This is a genomic window from Phreatobacter cathodiphilus (genome assembly GCF_003008515.1).
Lineage (GTDB): Bacteria > Pseudomonadota > Alphaproteobacteria > Rhizobiales > Phreatobacteraceae > Phreatobacter > Phreatobacter cathodiphilus.
In genome coordinates, this window is the sequence record NZ_CP027668.1 from 1,508,913 (window position 1) to 1,525,113 (window position 16,201).

A 16,201-nucleotide genomic window follows, 5' to 3' on the forward strand; every position below is an offset into this window, starting at 1 on the left:
AAACACCCTCGCGAAATTGTCCGCGAGGGTGTCGCAATCACGGAGCGCGGCGTCAAGCCGCGCCGCCCGCTCACCAGTAGAAGCGGCGGCGATAGAAGCGGCGGCGGATGAAATAGACCCGGCGCGGGCGATAGTAGTAGCGAACGCGGCGGCGGCGGATGATGTAGTACTGCATCTCCGTCGGCTGGGCGGCGGCGACGGGAGCCGCGGCGGTGGCGGCAGCAGGCGCGGCCTGGGCGGCACCGCCGGCGGCGGCGACCGCAACGGCTCCGGCGGCCGCTGCGAAGAAGGTACGACGATGGATCATTCTCAATCCTCCTGAAAGCTGTCCTGGCGCATCCGGGGAGACAGTGCTGCCCCGGTTGACGCGACGTCAAGTCGCTTCGTTTCCAAACGTGTCAGGGGACTGTTTCTGAAGATCGACGCCCGGCGACGGAGGTCGTGTCGCCGGGCGCTGCAAGCGCTCAGCTCCGGCGGCGGGCGCGGCGGACGACGCGGCGGGTCCGGCGACGGCTGCGACGCACCACGCGGCGGACGCGGCGGCGCGCATGGCGGCGCATCTCGAGGGGCTCGGCGGCGACGGGGGTCGCGACGGTCTCGGTGGCGAGGCCCTCCGCCGCGACGGCGAGCGGGGCGGCCTGCGCGGCGGCGGCGGCGAGGGCGGTGGCGGCGACGCCGGCGCCGAGGGCGGTGAAGAACGAGCGACGATGGATCATGGCGATGTCTCCTTGTGGGACCTGGGTTGTGGACCTTGGGCGAACCGTCTCTCGCGGTTCGTGATGCATCCTCGCCCCTTGATGCTGAACCGCCGATATCGCGCGATTTAGCCGGCGTTCAGATTGGCCGCCGGCCGAATCCGCGTCACATTTCGGCGGGTACGGCGCCATCCCGGTGAAACGCGGCCCGGCCAGCCTCGCACCGTCAGCACAGTCCTTCGGGAGACCACCATGACCATGCAGGATCCCGCTGCGGCCGCCGCGGCCGCGCAGCAGGAGGAACAGCAGAAGAAGGCGGCCGAGTCCGGCTCCTGGTTCGACGTCGCCGACATCGCGACGAACGTCCTCGACGTGGTCGGCACCGCCGTCACATCCGCCGGCCAGGTCACCGCATCGGCCGCAGCCAGCGTGACCCAGACCGCCGGCACCCTCGCGGGCAGTGCGTTCGAGACCGGCGGCGCCATCGCCTCGGGAGCCGTCGACACGGTCGGGTCCATCGCCTCCGGGGTCGGGAGCGTCGTCGGCGGCATCGCCGAAGGCCTGACCGGCCTCGACCTCTGAGCCTCAGTCCTGCTCCTCCGGCACGCCGCGCCGGAAGGGGGTCATCGCGCCCAGTTCCTCCACCGCCTCGGCCACATAGCTGCGTTCGCGGGCGAGATAGTCGTCCACGGCGCGGCGCAGACCGCGGTCGGCGATGAAGTGCGCGGAGCGGGTCGTCACCGGCCGGTAGCCGCGCGCCAGCTTGTGTTCGCCCTGCGCGCCCGCCTCGACGCGCTTCAGGCCGTGGCGGATCGCGTAGTCGATGGCCTGGTAGTAGCAGACCTCGAAATGCAGGAAAGGGTGCTCCTCCACCGCTCCCCAGTGGCGCCCGTAGAGCACCTCGCGGCCGATGAAGTTGATGGCGCCGGCCACGTACCGGCCCTCGCGCTCGGCCATCACCAGCAGAATCCTGTCGGCCATGCGCTCGCCGATCAGCGAGTAGAAGGCGCGGGTCAGGTAGGGCCGGCCCCATTTGCGCGAGCCGGTGTCCATGTAGAATTCGTAGAACCGGTCCCAGACCGCCTCCGTCAGCTCCGCCCCCGTGAGCCAGCGGATGGTGATGCCGCGCCCGTCCAGCGCCTCGCGCCGCTCGCGGCGGATGACCTTGCGCTTGCGCGAGGAGAGGGCGGCGAGGAAGTCGTCGAAGCTGCCGTAGCTTTCGTTCTCGAAGTGGAACTGAGTGTCGGTGCGCTGCAGATAGCCCGTCGCCGCCATCAGCTCCCACTCGTCCTCGCGGCAGAAGGTGACGTGCAGCGAGGAAGCTCCCGTCTGCAGCGTCACCTGCGCCGCGCCCTGGACGAGGGCGGTGCGTGCGAGATCGGCCTCGGCGCCCGGTCGCACCAGCAGCCGCCGGCCGGTCGCGGGCGTGAACGGCACGCTCGCCTGGAGCTTGGGATAATAGCGCCCGCCGGCTCGCTCATAGGCCTCGGCCCAACCGCCGTCGAAGACGTATTCGCCGCGCGAGTGGCTCTTCAGGTAGCAGGGCATGACGCCTGCGATCTCGCCTCCGCGCTCGAGGATGAGGTGGTGGCCGAGCCAGCCGGTCTCCCGGACGGCCGAGCGCGATTCCTCGAGGCTGAGGAAGAAGGCGTGGTCGAGGAAGGGGTCGACATGGCCCGTCTCGTCCGCCGCGCAGGCGTTCCAGACCGCGGCGGGAATGTCCGCGAGGCTGGTGGCGACGCGGAGGGTGAAGGGCATGGAACTCATGGCCTTCAGCTTAGGCGAGATAGCCCTCGAAGGTCACCTGATCGGCGTGGCGGGCGGCGATCACACGCTCGTCATCCGTCCTCACCGTCCAGCAGACGACCGGCCGCTTCAGCGAGCCGCGGAAGCGTTCCGTGGCGACGCTCGGCAGGTCCGCGACGCGCCAGGAGAGGAAGTCCGGGTCGGTGCGCTCCATATGGCCGAGCGCGGCGAGGTCAGCCCGCATCGCCGCCGGCAGCCGTGCCCAGTGCGCGCCGGCATAGTGGGACTCCGCCACGATGCCCCGCACCAGCCCGGGCGCATGCTCTTTCAGCCAGGCGATGGGAGCGGGGTCGAAGGACATCAACGCCACCGGACCGGCATAGGACGCGGCGAGGGCCGCGACCTTTTCCGTGAGGGCCAGCTTGCCGTCGAACTCCGACTTGATCTCCACGACCAGCGGGACCCGGCCGGCCACCAGCGAGAAGAGCTCGGAGAGCGTGATCATCCGGTCGTCGGTGGCCTTGAAGGAAACGGCCTTCAGCGCCGCCGCCGGCAGGGCGTCGACGCGCCCGGACGCCTGCGTCAGGCGGTCCAGCGTGCCGTCATGGAAGACCACGGCGTCGCCGTCGGCGGTCGGCTGCACGTCGCACTCGATGGCATAATTGCCGGCGATCGCCGCCTCGAAGGCTCGCGGGCAGTTCTCGACCACCCCCGGCGTCAGCCCGTGCAGCCCGCGATGGGCGATGGGACGCGCCGTCAGCCAGCCGAGATCGCCGCGGCCGGCCATCAGGCGATCTCGACCATGGCCTCGACCTCGACCGCCGCATTGGCCGGCAACGCCGCCACGCCGATGGTCGAGCGGGCATGGCGGCCCTTCTCGCCGAAGACCTCGACCATCAGGTCGGAGGCGCCGTTCATCACCTTCGGCGCGTCGAGGAAGTCCGGCGTGCAGTTGATGAAGCCGCCGAGGCGGACGATGCGGATGACGTTGTCGAGATTGCCGACGGCGGACTGGATCTGCGCGATGACGTTGAGCCCGCACTGGCGGGCCGCCTTCTGGCCCTCCTCGATCGAGACGCCGCCGCCGAGCTTGCCCGCCATCAGCCCGTCGGGGCCGAGCGAGATCTGGCCGGAGACGACCAGCATGGTGCCGGAGCGCACGAAGGGCACGTAATTGGCGATGGGCGCCACCGGGGTCGGCAGGACGATGCCCAGTTCGGCAAGGCGGGCGGCAATGGTGGACATCGGAACCTCGGGCGGCTGGAAGGACGCCGCGGAACCTGCCCCAAGCCGCCCGCCGGGGCAAGGGAGCGCGGCGGGACACCACCATGCCGCGTTGTCGCCCTCACGCGGCCTCTCTATGCTGCGACGCCGAGGGTCGCCGCGCGGCCGATTCCGCCGGTTCGCCGCCAGGAGCTCGCCCCATGACCGCCGTCCGCACCGCCCTTTCCGCCGCCCTCGCCGGCCTGCTCTTCACGGGCGCGGGCGGCCTGAGCGTCCGCGCGGAGGGGGCCGCCGCCGTTCTCGCACCCCACCGGGCCGTCTATGACCTGAGTCTCGACACCCGGCGCGAAGCCCGCGGCCTCGACCAGGCTCGCGGCCGCATCCTCTTCGACACCGTCGGCAACCGCTGCGAGGGGTTCACGACCTCGTTCCGGCAGGTGGTGGAGCTCAGCATGAACGGCAGCCGCCTGGTCATGGACGTGCGGACCGCCCATTTCGAGGAGGGCGACGGATCGAGCTTCCGTTTCACCTCGCGCTCCAGCCACAACGGCGCCGCGCAGACCGAGACGGACGGCACGGCGACGCGCGGTCCCGACGCCGTCAACGTCGCGGTGAGGCGGCCGCGGGAACTGACGCGGCAGATCGACCGCGCCGCGATCTTCCCGACCGAACATCTCATCCGCCTCGTCGAGGCGGCGCGCGAGGGCCGCAACGTCCTCGAGGTCAAGGTCTACGACGGCGCCGAGACCGGCGAGAAGCTCTACAACGCGACCGCCATCATCGGCCGTCGCATCGCGCCCGGCGCCGGCGAGGTGGAGGAGGCCGCGCGCGATCCGCGGCTCGCCGCGCTCGCCCGCTGGCCGGTGACCATCAGCTATTTCGAGGACGGCCGCGACAGCCCGACGCCCGTCTATTCCATCGCCTTCGAACTCTACGAGAACGGCGTCTCGCGCCAGCTCGTCATCCATTACGGGGAGTTCTCGCTGCGCGGCGACCTGAAGAGCGTCGAATGGCAGCCGGAGACCGCCTGCGCGCGCCCCTGACGCCGATCAGTCGTCCAGGGTGATGCCCTTCACCACCGCGGCCTTGCCGAACCGCGTCCTCAGCGCATCGACGGCGCCCTCGACCTTCACGGAGCGGGCGATGGAGGGGTCGACGAGATCGGCGGGATCCGCCTTGCCGGGATCGGTGAGCTCCGACATGCCGATGCCGATGAGCCGGTAGGCGGTCCCGTCCGCCTCCTTCATCAGCATGTCGCGGCCCACGTCGAACAGCCGGGCGGCGAGCACGGTCGGCGAGGGCAGGGCGCGCGACCGGGTGCGGATCTTGAAATCGGCCGTCTTCAGCTTCAGCGTCACCGTGGTGCCGGCGAAGCCCTGGGCCTTCGCCCGCGCCGAGACCTTCTCGCAGAGCAGGAACAGCTTCTTCTCGAGCGTCCTGGGATCGCGGATGTCGGTGTCGAAGGTGGTCTCGGCCGAGATCGACTTCGTTTCCTCGTCGGGCGAGACGCGCCGGTCGTCGATGCCGCGGCTGAGGCGGGCGAGCCTCAGGCCCATGGCGCCGAAGCGGCGCATGAGGTCGCCTTCGTCGAGCCGCCTGAGGTCGGCGATCAGCCGAAAACCCTCCCGCTCCAGCGCCTCCTGCGTGGCGCGGCCGACGCCCCAGATGAGCGAGACCGGCTTGGACCCGAGGAAGTCCAGCGCCTCGGCGCGGCCGATGGCGGCGAAACCCCGCGGCTTGTCCATGTCGGAGGCGATCTTGGCGAGGAACTTGTTGTAGGAGATCCCGACCGACACGGTGATGCCGATCTCCCGCTCCACGCTCCGGGCGAAACGCGCCAGCACCACGGCGGGCGGGGCGCCGTGCAGCCGTTCCGTGCCGGTCAGGTCGAGGAAGGCCTCGTCGATCGACAGCGGCTCCACCAGCGGCGTCAGCGCCCGCATGGCCTGGCGCACCTGCCGGCCGACGCCGACATATTTCTCCATGTTCGGCTTGATCACCACCGCCTCGGGGCAGAGCTGCAGCGCCTTGAACATGGGCATGGCCGAGCGCACGCCGTGGATGCGGGCCACGTAGCAGCAGGTGGAGACGACGCCGCGCCGGCCGCCACCGATGATGAGGGGCTTGTCGACGAGGCTCGGATCGTCCCGCTTCTCCACGGCCGCATAGAAGGCGTCGCAGTCGACATGGGCGATGGAGAGCGTGCCCAGCTCGTCGTGGCGGGCGATGCGCGGCGACCCGCAGGCGCGGCAGCGAAGCGCGCCCGGCGCGGCTTCGGTCAGGCAGTCGCGGCAGAAGGCGAGGGCGGCCATGGAGGGACCGTGGACGCGAAGGCGGGGCTCTTCAAGGGGGAGTTTGGCATCAGGCGTGATCGCGCTCCCAGGGGCCGGCGCCGAGGGCGTGGGCGGCGCGCACCACCACCTCCGGCTTGACGCCTTCCTCAGCGGCGAAGGCGAGGAGCAGGGGCTCGTCGCCCATCAGGTGCTCCATCACCGCAGCGAGAAAGCCGGCCTGTCCCGCCACCTCCCGGATCTGGCCGAGATCGATCCCCGCCAGCGCGGCGAAACGGGTGAGCCGGTCCTCGTCGGCGGCGAGGAAGGCGAGCGCGCGGACCGCGATCTCCTCGGCGGCGGCCCTGTTTCGTTCATGCCGACGCAACGTCATGGTTTGTCCTTTTGAAAGGATTTCGCGCTAGCTTGTGGGCCATCCGTCAAGGTCCGGCAACCATCCGCGGCCGCCCGGGAAATGCGAGTGGTCGATGTCGAAAACCGTCATGATCGTGGAAGACAACGAGCTCAACATGAAGCTCTTCCACGATCTTCTGGAGGCCAACGGCTACCGGACGATCCAGACCCGCAACGGCACGGAAGCCCTGTCGCTCGCGCGCGAGCACCATCCCGACCTCATCCTGATGGACATCCAGTTGCCCGAGGTCTCCGGCCTCGACGTCACGCGGTGGATCAAGGAGGACGAGACGATCCGGCACATCCCGGTCATCGCGGTCACGGCCTTCGCCATGAAGGGCGACGAGGAGCGGATCCGCGCCGGCGGCTGCGAAGCCTATCTGTCGAAGCCCATTTCCGTGAACAAGTTCATCGAGACCGTCCGTCATTTTCTCGGTGCGGCCTGAGGGGAAACTGCCATGACCGCGCGCGTTCTGGTCGTCGACGACATCCTCGCCAACGTCAAGCTGCTGGAAGCGCGGCTCTCGGCTGAATATTTCGACGTGGTGACGGCGAGTTCGGGCCCCGAGGCCCTGTCCATCTGCGAACGCGCCCAGTGCGACATCGTCCTGCTCGACGTGATGATGCCGGGCATGGACGGGTTCGAGACCTGCCGGCGGCTGAAGGCCAATCCCGCCACCCACCACATCCCCGTCATCATGGTCACCGCGCTGGACCAGCCCGCCGACCGGGTGAAGGGCCTGGAGGCCGGCGCCGACGACTTCCTCACCAAGCCGGTCAACGACTTCGCCCTCGTCACCCGCGTGCGCTCGCTCGTCCGGCTGAAGATGATGCAGGACGAGCTGCGCATGCGCGCCGTCACCTCGCGCGAGATCGGCATGCGCGACCCGCTGCTGGAGGCGGTGGCGGAGAGCGGCCTGGACGGCCGCATCCTCGTCGTCGACGACCGCGCCTCCTCTCACGAGCGCATCGCCCAGGCGCTGCGCAGCCACCACAAGGTGGAGGTCGAGACCCGGCCGCAGGAGGCGCTGTTCCGCGCCGCCGAGGGTGACTACGACCTCGTCATGGTCTCGCTCGGCCTCTCCGACTTCGACCCGCTGCGCCTCTGCTCCCAGTTGCGCACCCTCGACCGAACCCGCGGCCTGCCGGTCCTCGTCGTCGCCGAGCCGGAGGACGAGGCGCGGCTGCTGCGCAGCCTCGACATCGGCGCCAACGACTATCTGCTGCGCCCCATCGACCGCAACGAGATGGCCGCGCGCGTGCGCACGCAGGTGCGCAAGAAGCGCTACACGGCGCGGCTGCGCGACAACGTCCAGCAGTCCATGGAAATGGCCATCACCGACGGCCTCACCGGCCTGCACAACCGCCGCTACATGGAGAGCCACCTCGGCACCCTGGTGGAACAGGCCTCGATGCGCGGCAAGCCGCTCTCCGTCCTCGTGCTCGACATCGACTACTTCAAGGCGGTGAACGACACCTACGGCCACGACGCCGGCGACGAGGTGCTGCGCGAATTCGCCCAGCGGCTGCGCAAGAGCGTGCGCGGCATCGACCTCGTCTGCCGCCTCGGCGGCGAGGAATTCGTCGTCATCATGCCGGACACCGATGCGGGGGTCGCCTCCATCGTCGCCGAGCGCATTCGCAACCGCGTCGCCGGCGATCCGTTCCCCATCAACAAGGGCGCCCGGGCCATCGACGTGACCGTCTCCATCGGCATGGCCCAGCGTCAGGGCAGCGATGTCGACGCCGAGGTCATCCTGAAGCGCGCCGACCAGGCGCTCTATCGCGCCAAGCGTGACGGCCGCAACCGCGTGGTCCTCGACGCCGCCTGAGGGCGCCAGCGTTTACCTTTCGAGTAAACCTTGTTTCTTCAGGTTAAGAAGCGGTTTACCGACAGTTATGACCTGAAACCGTTGAAGACGACGCCCCCCGCGACTAGGGTTTCATCTAGATCAGGCTGTGATCTCCTCTCGGGGAGTTCGGCGTCGGCCTGATCGAAACCCTGCGTGCACTCAGGTCCGCCGCATCTCCTGGGAACCGTAGGGTCGGCCGGTCGGGTTCGGCGCGGATGGCCTCTCCGCTTAGCCGTTGGCCCGGCCGGCCACCTCGGGTTTCGAACCTTCCATCGCCCCAAACGAAAAACGGCCCCCGAAGGGGCCGTCTAAACGTCGATCGGCGATGCCGACCGTCCGATCACTTGATCTTGGCTTCCTTGAACTCGACGTGCTTGCGCGCGACCGGGTCGTACTTCTTCTTGGTCAGCTTGTCGGTCATGGTCCGCGAGTTCTTCTTCGCGGTGTAGAAGTAGCCGGTGTCGGCGGTCGAGATCAGCTTGATCTTGATGGTGGCGGCCTTGGCCATGGCAAGTCCTCGAAAGGTCGGTGAACGGGTCGGGCCTTGGGAACAGCAGGCATATGCCCGCCGCGTCGCCGCCGGCTGGTTGCGGCCGATGTGACAGGAAGATGCCGCCTTGTCAAGGCGATCCGGCGGTCTCGGCGGCTCTGGCTCTCAGTAGACGTCGGCCTGGAAGCGGCCCGCCTTCTTCATTGCCTGGACATAGGAGACCGCGTCGTCGGGGCTGCGGCCGCCGTGGCCGGCGATCACGTCGACGAGGGCGGCCTCCACGTCCTTGGCCATGCGCTTGGCATCGCCACAGATGTAGAAGTGCCCGCCCGCCTCCAGCCAACGCCAGAGCTCGCCCCCCGTTTCGCGCATGCGGTCCTGGACATAGATCTTCTCGTTGCCGTCGCGCGACCAGGCCAGCGACAGGCGCGTCAGCACGCCGGACGCCTTCAGCGCCGCGAGTTCCTCGGCATAGAAAAAGTCGCTCGCCTGCCGCTGGTGGCCGTAGAAGAGCCAGTTCGGACCCGGCGCCCGGTCGGCGGCCCGGTCCTGCAGGAAGGCCCGGAACGGCGCGACGCCGGTGCCGGGGCCCACCATGATGACGGGCAGGGTGGGGTCTGCCGGCAGGGCGAATCCGTGGGCGCGCTGCACATAGACCCGCACGGGCGCGCCCTCGCGCGCGCGCTCGCCGAGGAAGGTCGACGCCACCCCGAGCCGGCGCCGCTTGCCGATCACGTAGCGCACCGCATCGACGGTGAGGCTGACCCGTCCGGGCACCGCCTTGGGCGAGGAGGAGATGGAGTAGAGCCGCGGCTGCAGCGGCTCCAGCGCCTCGACGAAGGCCTCCGGATGCGGCCGCGCCGCCGGGAACTTGGCGAGGGTGGCGAGCACGTCGAGGGTCGCCGCGTCGCCATCCGGATCCTCGCCGCGGGCCAGCGCCCGGGCCTTCTCCCGCTGCGCCCCGCCGGTGAGGAAGGAGACGAGCTCGAACAGGCTGTCGGGGGCAGGCGAGAGCGACACCTCCTCGGCGAGCACCGTGCGCAACGTCCGCCCCCGCACCTCGGCGAGGGGCGCCGCGCCGAGCATGGCGATGATCTGGTCGACGAGGCCGAGGTCGTTGGTCGGGAAGACGCCGAGCGCGTCGCCGGCGACATAGTCGAGGCCGGCGGCGCCGAGATCTAACTCGATATGGTACGTCTCCTTCTGCGAGCCTTCGCCGGTGAGCCGCCGGGAGAAGAGGAAGGGCACCGCCACCGGCGCCTCGCGCGAGCGGCCGGGCGTGGCCTCGGGGGGCGGCGCAGGCGCCTCGGCAGGGCCCGCCGGGGCGGTGGCCGGCGTCGCGCCGATCTCTGCCGCCAACGCCTTCAGCATGCGCAGCGTCTCCTTGCCGCCGGGCACACAGAGGTTGAGCCGCTCCTCCGCCTTGCCCGCCAGCGCATTGGCATAGTCGGCGCAGCTGTAGCCGCACTGGCCGCAATCCTGCTGCGCCATGGCCGCCATCAGGCGGGGCGCGATCGGCTTGCCCTCGGCGAGCGCCATGCGGTCTGCGAGGGCCATGGCCGGGTCATGCCAGGGCGCGTCGTCGTTGGAGGCGAGGTCCGAGGTCCCGGCAGCCGCCGCGGGGGCGGAGAGGGCACCTCCGGCGGGCACGAGGGGTGCGAGAGCGGCGGCGAAGAAGCCGGAGAGCCATTGCCGCTGCTCGGGGCTGAACGGGGCGGTGTCGGGGATCAGCGAGAAGCTGGCCGGCGCAGGGACGAGGCTCATTCCGCGGCCTCCTTGAGGGGCGAGAGATGCGGCGTGACGAGGCTTTCGAGCGCCTCCGCGTCGTGGCGGATGGTAAAGGCCTGGAAACCCTCGGCAGGGCCCTGGCGGTGGCCGAGATAGGCCCTCAGCAGCGCCTCCACATGGCGCGGCGCATCCTCCGCCTTTACGCCCTTCCACAGCGTCCGGCCGATCCGCGCATTCTCGGCGAAGCCCCCGCCCACCGCGATGTCGTAGCCCTCCACCGTGTCCCCGTCGGCATTGACCGGCACGCGGGCGCCGATCAGGCCGATATCGCCGATATAGTGTTGGGCGCACGAGTGGTGGCAGCCTGTGAGGTGGATGTTCACCGGCACGTCGATGGCGACGCGCGATTCCACGTGGGCGGCGATCTCCATGGCGTGGCGCTTGGTGTCGGCGGCGGCGAACTTGCAGCCGGCATTGCCGGTGCAGGCGACGAGCCCGGCGCGGATCGGCGTCACAGTGGTGGAGAGGCCGAGCGCCGCGATACTCGCCTCGACCTCGGCGACCCGCCCATCGGGGACCCCGGAGAGGATCAGGTTCTGCCAGACGGTCAGCCTGACGTCGCCGTCGCCGCATTCGACGGCGATCGCGGCGAGGCCCTCAGCCTGGCGGCGCGTCAGCTTGCCCACCGCCATGACGACGCCGACCCAGTTGAGGCCCTGCTGTCTCTGCGGATGGACGCCGACATGGGCGTAGCGATCCGTCGGCGGGCGCGGCGCCACCTCGGCCTCGGCGATGCGCACGAGCGGTCGCCCGAGCTTCTCCTCCACCGCCGCGAGGAAGCGGTCGAACCCCCACGCGTCCAGCACATATTTCAGCCGCGCGCGGTTGCGGTTGGTGCGGTCGCCGTGGTCGATGAAGACGCGGATGATGGCGTCGGCGATGGCCGTCGCCTCCTCTGGCCGGCAGAAGGCGCCCGTCGCGCGGGCGAGGTCGCGATGGCCCGAAATGCCGCCGAGGACGATGCGCAGCCAGATGCCGGGCTCTGCCGCACCCCCCTCGGGGACGCGAACCGCCTGGAAGCCGATGTCGTTGGTCTCCTCGAGCGCTGGGGACAGGCCCGCCCCGTCGAAGGAGACGTTGAACTTGCGCGGCAGGCCGTAGAGCACGCGGCTGTTGAGGATGTGGAAATGCCAGTCGCGGGCCAGCGGCCGGGTGTCGAGGAGTTCCTGCGGGTCGATCCCCGCCAGCGGCGACCCCGTCACGTTGCGGATGTTGTCGGCGCCGGAGCCGCGGGCGACGATGCCGAGGTCCATCAGCTCCTCGATCAGCGGCTTGGCGTTCTCCGGCCGGATCTCGCGCATCTGCAGGTTCGCGCGGGTGGTCACCGCCAGAACGCCACCGCCATAGGTTTCGGCGAGGCGCGCGCAGCCGGCGAGCTGGTGCGCCTTCAGGATGCCGTTGGGCAGGCGCATGCGCAGCATGAAGCTGTCCTGCGCCGGTGCGACGTTGAACAGGCCGAAATAGCGCCAGCGGAAATTGTCGGCCGGGCCCGGCAGCTTGCCGGTGGCCGCCTCGGCGGTCAGCCGCTGCCATGCGTCGAACGGGTGCTCGTCGCGCTTCCACTTCTCCGGCTCGGCGAGCTTGGCCCCGGCCTTCACCTGGGCGTCCTGGGCGAGGAGATGCGGCGCGTCGGGACCCGTCGGCACGGCCGCGGCGGGCGCAGTCGCACCCACCACCTGGGAGGCGGCCGCCCCTGCGACAAATCCTTCGAGATAGCGCTTCTGTTCCGCGCTGAAGTCCTGTGACATCCGTTTCCCGTGCGAAAGGCGAGGGAGCCGGCGTCATTGGCGGCCATCTGAGCTGCCGGGGGTCATGCAAGCGAGGTGCCATCCGGACGGGGCCGGAGCCGCCTCAGGCGGGCCGGGCGGAAGCGCCCGCGGCGAGCCGCGCGATGCGGCGGCCGACTGCGTCAGGATTAGGCGCGCGCGCCCGACAAGCGCCTAATTTTGCGCCGCTCGCTCAGGCTCCGCCTGCTGGGCATGGGGCAGGGCGGCCAGCAGGGCAATCAGCGCGCGGTCGTGCAGGACCAGCATGGCCTCGCGACCGGAGAGCCACTGGCGCGCGTCCTCGATGGACTGGGCGTCGGTGAGCTTCGCCTCCGCGATGACGCGGTCGGTGTCGACCTTGCCGCGCACCCGCGGCGGCGGGACCTGGATGATGTGCTGGTGCAGGTCGCGGAAGGCGGGATCGCCGTGGACGAGGTCGAGGGCCTTGCCGTCCTCGAGCGCCAGGGCCTCGAACTCCTTGCCGAGGTGATAGGCCCGTTCGGCGATGGGCGGCGGCGCATATTCCTCCGGGATGAGGAGCAGGCGCAGGCGCCTCAGGCTCCAGCCGATCGTCGCCGAGGCCGAGGCCCACGATGTCGGTATGGCGAGCCAGAGGCCGACGATGGTCGGCGACATCCACGCGAAGATGTAGGGCGAGATGGAGAAGGCGGCGATGGCGGCGACGACCCCGAGGGCCGTATGCCGCCAGTGCCGCTCGACGATGGCGCGGAAGGGAATGGAGCCGTCGTCGCGGCGCTGCGTCTTCCAGCCGGTGTCGCGGCCGGAGATGATGGACGACACCGAACTCGCCTGGATGAGCATCATCACCGGCGCGATCAGCGCCGAGAGGACGATCTCGAGCAGGGTGGAGAGCGTCAGCATGATGGCGCCGCCGCAGCCGCGCCGGGCCGGACCGTTCACCAGGGTGACGAACCAGCCGAACAGCTTGGGCGCCAGGAGGATCCCCATGGTGATGAGGAAGAGCTTGAAGGCCCGCTCGGAATCGAACACCGGCCAGGCCGGGAAGAGGGTGAACTGGTTGGTGAAATACTCCGGCCGGATGAAGGCCGCCTGCAGGGCGAGGAACAGGCCGATGAGCAACTGGATCAGCCAGAGCGGGCTCGACACGTAGCTCATGATGCCGGTGGCGAGGTGCTGGCGTGTCGCCCAGTGCAGCCCCTTGGCGCCGATGACGCGGCTGTGCTGGAGGTTGCCCTGGCACCAGCGCCTGTCACGGATGGCGAGGTCCATCAGCGAGGGCGGGCTCTCCTCGTAGGAGCCGTCGAGCCGCGTCAGCATATAGACCGCATAGCCGCGCCGCCGGATCAGGCCGGCTTCGACGAAGTCGTGGCTGAGGATGTGGCCGCCGAAGGGCGGCTTGCCAGGCAGGTCCGGCAGGCCCGCCGAGGAGGCGAAGGCCTCCATGCGGATGATGGCGTTGTGGCCCCAGTAGTTGCTGTCGCGCCCCGACCAGACGGCGAGGCCCGCCGCGCAGACCGGGCCGTAGACCCGCGCCGCGAACTGCTGCAGGCGGGCGATGAGCGTGTTGCGGTTGATGAGCCGCGGCAGCGTCTGGATGATGCCGGCGTCGGGATCCTTCTCCATGGCGTCGGCCAGCGCCACGATCGTCTCGCCGGTCATCAGGCTGTCGGCGTCGAGCACGATCATGTGGTCGTAGTTGCCGCCCCACTGCGTCACGAAATCGGCAATGTTGCCCGCCTTGCGCGCCGTGTTCTTCGGCCGGTGCCGGTAATGGACGGCGATGTCCGGCAGGCGCTCGCGCAGCGCCACATAGGACCGCTCCTCGGCGATCCAGATGTCGGGGTCGGTCGTGTCGGACAGGAAGAAGAAGTCGAAGGAGGCGCCGTGGCCGGTGGCCGCAACGTCCTCGGCGATGGCCTGGACGGTGCCGAAGACCCGTGCCGGGCTCTCGTTGTAGATCGGCATCACCACCGCCGTCCGCTTGCCGAGGGCCGGCGGCAGCACCGGCTTACGGTTGAGCCCGTGGACGAGGAGGTCGGCGAGACCGAGCAGGCCCGTGGTGAATGCGAGCGCGATCCACGAGAAATTGACGACGAAGAAGGCGAGGAAGGCCCATTCCAGCAGCGTCACGCCGCCGGCCTCGACCACCTTGTACATCTGCCAGCCGCCGGCCGCGGTGATCGCCACCATGCCGCCGAAGGCCACGAGCCGCGCGAACCAGGGCGTGCGCCAGAGGCCGGGGGCCTTCAGGGGGCGGCGTTCGGCATCGGTCCACCGCCGCAGCGACTGGGCCGGCATGGCGAGGGGCGCCGACGAGGGCATGGCCGTGCGCTCGCGCTGCACGGGCGCAGCCAAGGGCCGGTCTGTCAGGGCGTCCATCGATAGAGCCATGTCTCGCTTTGGGCCTGTCCCTCGCGCTCGAGCACGAGCCTGAGTTCCACCTGATTGCCGGTCTCCGGGTCAAGATCGAAAGCGACACGGTAGAGCCTCAGTTCCGGCACCAGCCGGCCGTCGACATTGCCGATGCGCCCGCGCTGGTTGGTGAGGTTGGCCCTCAGGCCCGCGGCCTTGGCGGGATCGGCGAAATCCTCGGAGGTGAAGTCGACCAGGAAGCGCCGCCGGCGTCCGCCGCCCTGGGCGCGGCCCGTGCGGGTGGAGGAGACATAGGCGAAGGCCGGGCGCTCCGGCGGCGACCAGCACCAGTGCATGCGGTAGGTGAAGAAATGCTCGGCGCCGCGCGCCAGCGGCGTGCGCGGGCGCCAGTAGGCGAGGATGTTGCGGTTCATCTCGTCGTTGACCGGGATCTCGACGAGCTGCACCTGGCCCTGGCCCCATTCGCCGAGAGGCTCGATCCAGACGCTGGGGCGCCGCTCGAAGCGGGCGTCGAGGTCGTTGAAGGCCTCGAACCTGCGGTCGCGCTGCAGCAGGCCGAAGCCGCGCGGGTTCTGGTCGACGAAGGCGGCGACCTGCAGCGTCTCCGGATTGGTCACCGGCCGCCAAATCCACTCGCCGTTGCCGTTCCAGATCTGCAGGCCCTGGGCGTCGTGGACGCCGCCGCGCACGTCGTCGACGCCCGTCCGGTCGTTGGGCGCGAAGAGGTAGTTGGCCGTCATCGGGGCGATGCCGACATGCTGCAGGTCGACGCGCGGGAACAGCGTCGCCTCGACGTCGCAGACCGTGGCGTCGCCCGGCCGGACGGCGAAGCGGTAGAGGCCCGTGACGCTGTCGGTGTCCAGGAGCGCGTGGACGACGATCGCGGAGGCGCCGGGGCCGGGCCGCTCGATCCAGAACTGCCGGAAGGCGGGATACTCCTCGCCCTGGGCTTCGGCGACGTTGAGCGTCAGCCCGCGCGCCATGACGCCGAAGACCTGGCCCTTGGCGAGGGAGCGGAACAGGCTCGCTCCCTGGAAGACGAGCGCCTCGTCGACCGGCGCCTCGCCGTTGAGGCTGGTATAGGCGCGGAAGCCGGAATAGGGCACGGCCGCCTCCGGCGGCAGCGGCGGCACCTGGCCGAAATCATATTGGTCGCCGGCAAACCGTTTGTCGCGGATGATCCCGCCGTCGACCGTGCGGATCGTCACCGGATTGGTGAAGACGCTGCCGGTGGGCAGCAGGTCGAGGGTGAAGCCGCGATTCTCACCGGCCCAGATCCGAAGGTCGGGCTTCATGCGGATCTGGCGGTACTGGTCGAGATTGAGCTGGGTCAGCGCCCGCGGCACGTCGGCCCGTGGCGCCTGATACGGCACTCGCGACACCTCGCGCGCGAAAGCGAGCAGCGCATCGCGGGAGATGGGCTGGCCGTCCGACACGGCGGCGGCCGCCGCCTGCAGAGGCGACGGCTGGGCGATCGCCGATCGGGTCAGCGTCAAAGCTGCCGGCGCGGCCAGGAGGGATGCAAGAAGGTCGCGGCGGCTCGGCATGTCGTCGGTGATCGGCGGGTGTTCCGGGCAGAGTGATCGTGAGAGAAGCAAGC

16 protein-coding genes are annotated in these 16,201 nt (G+C 70.0%); 4 read left to right on the top strand and 12 right to left on the bottom strand.

From position 1 onward, the window contains the following. Positions 1-70: 70 nt before the first annotated feature. Both C6569_RS21915 and C6569_RS07370 read right to left on the bottom strand, forming a co-directional pair. Positions 71-307 carry a hypothetical protein gene (locus tag C6569_RS21915; RefSeq protein ID WP_181313947.1) on the bottom strand — a complete coding sequence of 79 codons (237 nt, stop codon included), beginning with the start codon at positions 305-307 and terminating at the stop codon, positions 71-73. 157 nt (positions 308-464) lie between these two features. Next, positions 465-716 carry a hypothetical protein gene (locus C6569_RS07370; RefSeq protein ID WP_106748237.1) on the bottom strand — a complete coding sequence of 84 codons (252 nt, stop codon included), beginning with the start codon at positions 714-716 and terminating at the stop codon, positions 465-467. 231 nt (positions 717-947) lie between these two features. Between C6569_RS07370 and C6569_RS07375 the strand changes: the two genes are divergently transcribed. After that, entirely contained in the window at positions 948-1,277 is a 330-nt protein-coding gene (locus tag C6569_RS07375) for a hypothetical protein (protein ID WP_106748238.1), read from the top strand. A 3-nt stretch (positions 1,278-1,280) separates the two neighbouring features. Here the strand turns inward: C6569_RS07375 and C6569_RS07380 are convergent, their stop codons facing one another. Genes C6569_RS07380 through C6569_RS07390 form a run of 3 tightly spaced genes read right to left on the bottom strand, consistent with a single transcriptional unit; the run spans position 1,281 to position 3,686 of the window. Then, on the bottom strand, positions 1,281-2,462 hold the full coding sequence (locus C6569_RS07380; RefSeq protein WP_106748239.1) for a GNAT family N-acetyltransferase: 1,182 nt from the start codon (positions 2,460-2,462) through the stop codon (positions 1,281-1,283). Between the two features lie 10 nt (positions 2,463-2,472). Beyond that, complete coding sequence (locus C6569_RS07385) at positions 2,473-3,228, bottom strand: glycerophosphodiester phosphodiesterase family protein (protein ID WP_106748240.1); 756 nt, start codon at positions 3,226-3,228, stop codon at positions 2,473-2,475. Then, on the bottom strand, positions 3,228-3,686 hold the full coding sequence (locus C6569_RS07390; protein ID WP_106748241.1) for a RidA family protein: 459 nt from the start codon (positions 3,684-3,686) through the stop codon (positions 3,228-3,230). Before C6569_RS07390 ends, C6569_RS07385 begins: the two co-directional genes overlap by 1 nt. Before the next feature lie 179 nt (positions 3,687-3,865). On the opposite strand from C6569_RS07390, the gene C6569_RS07395 reads away from it, so the two are divergent. Next, positions 3,866-4,708 carry an EipB family protein gene (locus tag C6569_RS07395; protein ID WP_181313948.1) on the top strand — a complete coding sequence of 281 codons (843 nt, stop codon included), beginning with the start codon at positions 3,866-3,868 and terminating at the stop codon, positions 4,706-4,708. A 6-nt stretch (positions 4,709-4,714) separates the two neighbouring features. Here the strand turns inward: C6569_RS07395 and C6569_RS07400 are convergent, their stop codons facing one another. Together C6569_RS07400 and C6569_RS07405 are read right to left on the bottom strand one after the other, a co-directional pair. Beyond that, on the bottom strand, positions 4,715-5,977 hold the full coding sequence (locus C6569_RS07400) for a DNA polymerase IV (RefSeq protein WP_106748243.1): 1,263 nt from the start codon (positions 5,975-5,977) through the stop codon (positions 4,715-4,717). Between the two features lie 49 nt (positions 5,978-6,026). Beyond that, entirely contained in the window at positions 6,027-6,329 is a 303-nt protein-coding gene (locus C6569_RS07405; protein WP_106748244.1) for a DUF3572 domain-containing protein, read from the bottom strand. A gap of 94 nt (positions 6,330-6,423) precedes the next feature. Here C6569_RS07405 and C6569_RS07410 point away from each other — a divergent pair, with 94 nt between their 5' ends. Continuing rightward, positions 6,424-6,795, top strand: coding sequence for a response regulator (locus tag C6569_RS07410; RefSeq protein ID WP_106748245.1), 372 nt, complete (start codon positions 6,424-6,426; stop codon positions 6,793-6,795). A 12-nt stretch (positions 6,796-6,807) separates the two neighbouring features. Beyond that, the gene (locus C6569_RS07415) at positions 6,808-8,181 is read left to right on the top strand and encodes a PleD family two-component system response regulator (RefSeq protein ID WP_106748246.1); all 1,374 of its coding nucleotides are present in this window, start codon (positions 6,808-6,810) and stop codon (positions 8,179-8,181) included. Between the two features lie 361 nt (positions 8,182-8,542). Here C6569_RS07415 and rpmG read toward each other — a convergent pair whose 3' ends face one another. From rpmG to C6569_RS07440, 5 genes are all read right to left on the bottom strand, one after another. Further along, on the bottom strand, positions 8,543-8,710 hold the full coding sequence (gene rpmG / locus C6569_RS07420) for a 50S ribosomal protein L33 (protein ID WP_106748247.1): 168 nt from the start codon (positions 8,708-8,710) through the stop codon (positions 8,543-8,545). Positions 8,711-8,857: 147 nt separating this feature from the next. Further along, positions 8,858-10,456, bottom strand: a complete 1,599-nt coding sequence (locus C6569_RS07425) for a sulfite reductase subunit alpha (protein ID WP_106748248.1) — start codon at positions 10,454-10,456, stop codon at positions 8,858-8,860. Next, positions 10,453-12,228, bottom strand: a complete 1,776-nt coding sequence (locus C6569_RS07430) for a NirA family protein (RefSeq protein ID WP_106748249.1) — start codon at positions 12,226-12,228, stop codon at positions 10,453-10,455. Before C6569_RS07430 ends, C6569_RS07425 begins: the two co-directional genes overlap by 4 nt. Before the next feature lie 192 nt (positions 12,229-12,420). Beyond that, complete coding sequence (gene mdoH / locus C6569_RS07435) at positions 12,421-14,619, bottom strand: glucans biosynthesis glucosyltransferase MdoH (RefSeq protein WP_425440702.1); 2,199 nt, start codon at positions 14,617-14,619, stop codon at positions 12,421-12,423. After that, complete coding sequence (locus C6569_RS07440) at positions 14,595-16,148, bottom strand: OpgD/OpgG family glucan biosynthesis protein (protein ID WP_106748251.1); 1,554 nt, start codon at positions 16,146-16,148, stop codon at positions 14,595-14,597. The genes mdoH and C6569_RS07440 overlap by 25 nt, the downstream gene beginning before the upstream one ends. Between the last annotated feature and the right edge of the window lie 53 nt (positions 16,149-16,201).